At 44.9% G+C, this 4,885-nt stretch carries 5 protein-coding genes; all 5 read left to right on the top strand.

The window, feature by feature from the left end; all coding sequences use genetic code 11:
- Positions 1-320: 320 nt before the first annotated feature.
- The 5 genes from F6K49_RS35135 to F6K49_RS35115 are packed head-to-tail and all read left to right on the top strand — an operon-like array spanning position 321 to position 4,566.
- The gene (locus F6K49_RS35135) at positions 321-1,151 is read left to right on the top strand and encodes a phosphate ABC transporter substrate-binding protein (RefSeq protein WP_293104199.1); all 831 of its coding nucleotides are present in this window, start codon (positions 321-323) and stop codon (positions 1,149-1,151) included.
- Positions 1,108-1,986: a phosphate ABC transporter permease subunit PstC gene (pstC, locus tag F6K49_RS35130; RefSeq protein ID WP_293104197.1), complete on the top strand. Its 879-nt coding sequence runs from the start codon at positions 1,108-1,110 to the stop codon at positions 1,984-1,986. Before F6K49_RS35135 ends, pstC begins: the two co-directional genes overlap by 44 nt.
- A gap of 59 nt (positions 1,987-2,045) precedes the next feature.
- Positions 2,046-2,984 (top strand): phosphate ABC transporter permease PstA, encoded by a 939-nt coding sequence (pstA, locus tag F6K49_RS35125; RefSeq protein ID WP_293104195.1) that lies wholly within the window; start codon positions 2,046-2,048, stop codon positions 2,982-2,984.
- Between the two features lie 25 nt (positions 2,985-3,009).
- Complete coding sequence (locus F6K49_RS35120; protein WP_293104193.1) at positions 3,010-3,834, top strand: phosphate ABC transporter ATP-binding protein; 825 nt, start codon at positions 3,010-3,012, stop codon at positions 3,832-3,834.
- Between the two features lie 36 nt (positions 3,835-3,870).
- On the top strand, positions 3,871-4,566 hold the full coding sequence (locus F6K49_RS35115) for a class I SAM-dependent methyltransferase (protein WP_293104190.1): 696 nt from the start codon (positions 3,871-3,873) through the stop codon (positions 4,564-4,566).
- The last annotated feature ends 319 nt before the right edge of the window (positions 4,567-4,885 follow it).

The raw sequence follows: 4,885 nt of genomic DNA, 5'->3' as shown, positions 1-4,885 counted from the left end.
TTAGACTTCGTGGCAGTTGTCGGGAACAGTGGATCTGGGAACAGCGGATCTGGGAACAGTGGACAAGAATTGACGTAAACAGTATCAGAAAAATACTTTTGCAAGAGGTCTAATACAGAATTTTCGGCATTGCTGAGAGAAAATTAATCGTAAATTATCCTAGGGTGGGCAGTTCCTAAGAGCAATTCCAACGCTTTTCATCGCTTAAATCGGCACTGCCCACCGACAGGGATATATTGGGTGCTACCCCACCACCGATGTAAACTAATGATTCATGATGATTTACTTGGTCTAAGACCGTGCTACTCAATAACAAGTTGATGAAATTTAGACGCTTGTCGTTTATCCTGCTTCTGTGCCTATATTTGCAGAGTTGTACTCAATCTCCTGAGGTTGGGTCTGGGCAACAAAAGCTAATCTTAACAGGAGCAAGTACTGTGGCTCCTTTAGTTTCAGCGTTGGGTAAACGATTTGAAGCGCAAAATCCAGGGATTCGTATTGATGTACAAACCGGTGGTTCCTCTCGTGGACTAGCAGATGTGCGACAAGGACTTTCTGATATTGGTATGGTTTCTCGGACTTTGACAGACGATGAAGCCGTTGGGATGGAAGTTTTTGTGCTTGGACGGGATGGAATTAGCATCATTGTTCATGGTGATAACCCCTTAACAGAAATCACTAGCAAACAGGTCAAAGCTATCAGCACTGGTCAAATCAAAAATTGGCAAAGCTTAAATAAAAATGATGCCCCGATCACCTTTGTCCACAGAGCAGAAGGACACTCAACACTAAAGAAATTTCTGGAATACTTTGGAGTGAATAATTCAGAGGTGAAGGCGGATGTAGTAATTGGGGATAATCAACAAGGCATAAAAACTGTTGCAGGTAATCCTAATTCTATTGGTTACGTCTCCATTGGTGCTGCGGAATATAGTATGCAGGAGGGTATATCCATCAAGCTTCTGGCTCTGGATGGGGTTGAAGCAACCAGTGAAGCAGTCGCTAATGGCAGTTTTCCTTTGCTTCGGCAATTAACTCTGGTGACTAAAGGAAACCCCACTGGATTAGCAAAGGAGTTCATCACATTTGTTCAGGGTGAAGACAATTATGATATCGTTCGGCTACAAAAATTTGTGCCCCCGAAAAATTGATCGGGTTTTAGCTTGGACTGTACGAGGAATTGCCTCTGTGGTAGGTATACTCGTTGTGATTATTACAGGGTTCTTGATCATTGAATCTTTACCGATTCTTGATGACATCGGGATATTAGCCTTTTTGACCGATGCTAGCTGGAGTCCCGCTCAAGGATTCTATAACCTCACCCCAATGTTGGTGGGTACCCTATTGGTGGTAACAGGAGCAGTGGTGCTAGCCGCTCCCGTTGGGATTTTATCGGCTTTGTTCTGCCACTATTACGCTCCTCCTTTCCTGGCTAGTTTCTACCGGCGCTTACTGGAGTTAATGGCGGGATTTCCCGGAGTAATTTATGGACTATGGGGACTTGTAGTGTTAGTGCCACTGATTAATCGCCTCCATCCACCAGGAACTAGTTTACTAGCAGGAATACTAATGTTAGCTCTACTGATTATTCCTACCATTGCCCTCACCGTGGACGCGACGTTAGCAGAGATGAACCAAGTTTATTGGCAGGGAGCCGCTTCCCTAGGATTGTCCCGTTGGGGGACGATTTTGGGGATCATGCTACCGGCTGCGCGACTGGGGGTATTTACTGGCATTATCCTAGGGATTGGACGAGCTTTAGGGGAAACGATGCTGGTGTTAATGGTCTGTGGTAATGTGCCTCAGATTCCAAATACACTGTTCGCTCCGATTCGGACCTTACCCGCTAACATTGCTTTGGAAATGGCTTTTGCCCTCGGCAATCATCGTTCATCCCTGTTTGTAACGGGATTGTTGTTGCTGGCAGTGAGTCTATTTCTGGCGCTCTTGGCAGAAGCGATCGCAGAAGAAAAACACATATACTAGTATAATTGCCTGTCAGTTGGGTCATCATCCACTACTCAGTTATTGCACTGTCAGGTTCCATGGCTCTCTTTTCTTCTCACTCTCATGCTGCCCATCCGTCTAAAGGCTCTAAAAAACGGAAATTTTTGAGTGACTCTCGCCATCATCGGCATCGGAGCAAGATTGCTTATCGAGACCGAGTGTTGAGGATGATTGTCTGGTTCGTCGCTTTGTCCGTCGCCGCTAGTTTCGCCATAATTCTGGGGCATTTGGTTTGGTATGGTTCTAGCCATCTTTCTTGGGAATTCCTGACCACAGACCCTGAAAATGCTGGTCGCGAAGGAGGTATTGCCTCCATATTGGTTTCAACGGCATTGATTTTAGGGGTTTGCCTGGCAGTAGCCCTGCCCCTGGGGTTGGGAACTGCCATCCTGTTAGCTGAATTTACCGCCACCAATAACTTATTTAGTCGGTTGGTGCGACGCAGTTTGGATATGTTGGCAGGAGTTCCTTCCATTGTCTTTGGTTTGTTTGGCAATGCCTTCTTCTGTGTTACCCTTGGTCTTGGCTTTTCTATCCTTTCTGGAGGATTGACCTTGGCCTGTATGGTGCTGCCGATCTTGATTCGTTCCATTGAGGAAGGGCTGCGGGCTGTTCCTGAAGAATACCGTTTGGGTGCTGCATCCTTGGGAATCTCAAGGACTAGCACCCTCATTCATCTACTGTTACCTGCTGCTGTTCCCAGTTTAGTAGCAGGCTTAATTTTGGGAGTTGGGAGGGTCATCGCTGAAACAGCGGCGTTGATTTACACCAGTGGCTATGTCGATCGCACGCCCACCTCTTTATTTGATTCTGGAAGGGCCTTGTCCTTACATATTTATGAGCTATCCATGAATGTCCCTGGCGGGGATGATAATGCCTATGCCTCGGCTGTGATATTAGTTATAGTTATCCTGTTGATCAATACCACAGCGATTTACCTAGGGAAGCAATGGCATGATCGCAGTCTTCAGGAGTAAAAATGTATCATAACTAACATAATAAATGAGTCAGTTTTCATCCCAGGCAAAACCAGTCATCTCTGCTTCTATCAACAACTGGGGCAATCCTTGCTTATCCACGGATCGGCTCAGTTTATACTATGGTTCGAAACAGGCACTAGAGGATATTACCTTGTCAATTACCCAGGGTTCTATCACTGCCTTAATTGGCCCATCTGGTTGTGGCAAGACCAGTTTTTTGTATTGTCTCAATCGCTTAATCGATCTGATCCCCAACTGCCTAGTTTATGGTAATGTTTGGTTGGGTGATTCAAATATTCTTCACCCTCAAACTGATACTATCGCTCTCCGCCGTCGGATTGGGACGGTTTTGCAGAAACCAAATCCTTTCCCATTCTCAATCTGGAAAAATATTGCTTTTCCGTTGAAGGAGCATGGTATTATAGACCGTCGGAAAATTAATGGAATTGTTGAGAGGGTGCTCAAAAATGTTAAGCTCTGGGACGAAGTCAAGGATAGGCTTACAGCCTCAGCATTGCGCCTCTCTGGAGGCCAAAAACAACGTCTTTGCATAGCCCGTACCTTAGCTTTGGCTCCAGAAATTATTTTGATGGATGAGCCTTGTAGTGCCCTAGACCCCATTTCTAGTGGGGTTGTGGAAGACTTGATTACCAGTTTGCGGGGGAAATACACTGTGGTGATTGTCACCCACAACCTGGCTCAAGCTCGACGGATTGCAGACTATGTAGGGTTATTTTGGGTTCAGTCTGGCTGTGGACGCTTAATTGAATTTGGCCCAGTCGAGCAAATCTTCCAGAATCCCCAACATTCCATTACAGCAGAATACATCAATGGTCAGCGTGGATAAGGGAATCCTACCACATACTAAGAATCCCAAACGCTAATGGTAAAACAAATGAACCAAAATTTACAGCTATCCACAGACAACTACTATTCCCAGCCCCGGGAGCAAGGTAAAAGTATTTACACTATCTGGGAAGAAGGAAAAGCCTATAAAGACTCGATCACACCGACAATTTACGACACCAACTACCGAGAATTCATTACCCAAAAAATTGAATCCTTGCTTAACTACGAAGTCACAAGCAATATCTTAAGTATTGGGAGTGGTAACGCTTTTGTTGAAAGTGATTTACATAAAAAAGGCTATCATGTCATAGCCAATGATGTCAATGAAGATGCCATTGAAATTGCTCGAAACAAAGGATTGTCAGTGGTTTTTGCTGATGTAAATCAGTGGGAACCGGAACACAAAAATTTTGATTTAATTTACTGTGATGGAGTGGTTGGACACTTATACAAACCAGGAGTCGGTTTAACGAAGCTCTTCAGTCGTTTACGAGATTGGTTAGTGTCTAACCAGGGTATTCTTCTGATTTCTAATGATGCAGCAGTGATCAACGCTCCTGTACATCCTCACCCCAGAGTCAAAGGCTTTTATTGGTTTTCGGCAGATTATTTGCGTTCGGAGTTACTTAGCGCTGGTTTTGAAGCCGTTGAAAACGAAAGTTTCATCTATCACCGTCCCCTGACAGGAGAAAAAGAACGGTTGATTTTAGAAGCACAAGTCAGAAGTTAGAAGTCAGAAGTCAGAAGTCAAAGGTAAGCTATGACTAAGAGGATATCTCCCAAGTTTTTTGATACTGAATTTTGCCCCCCTAGCCCCCCAATTCTGGGGGGAACAAGAATCAATAGTCAAAGGTAAGCTATGACTAAGAGGATATCTCCCAAGTTTTTTGATACTGAATTTTGCACCCCTAGGGCGTGTTTTCAAAGTTTTCCGCAAGATTATGATCCCCCCCAGCCCCCCTTAATAAGGGGGGAGCCATACTCAAAGTCCCCCTTTTTTTAAGGGGGATTTAGGGGGATCTCCAACTTTGAAGACACGCCCGAGGGGA

It is taken from the genome of Moorena sp. SIO3I6, assembly GCF_010672095.1.
Note: the sequence above shows the minus strand (reverse complement) of the source record. Positions and strands in the feature narration are given on the sequence as shown.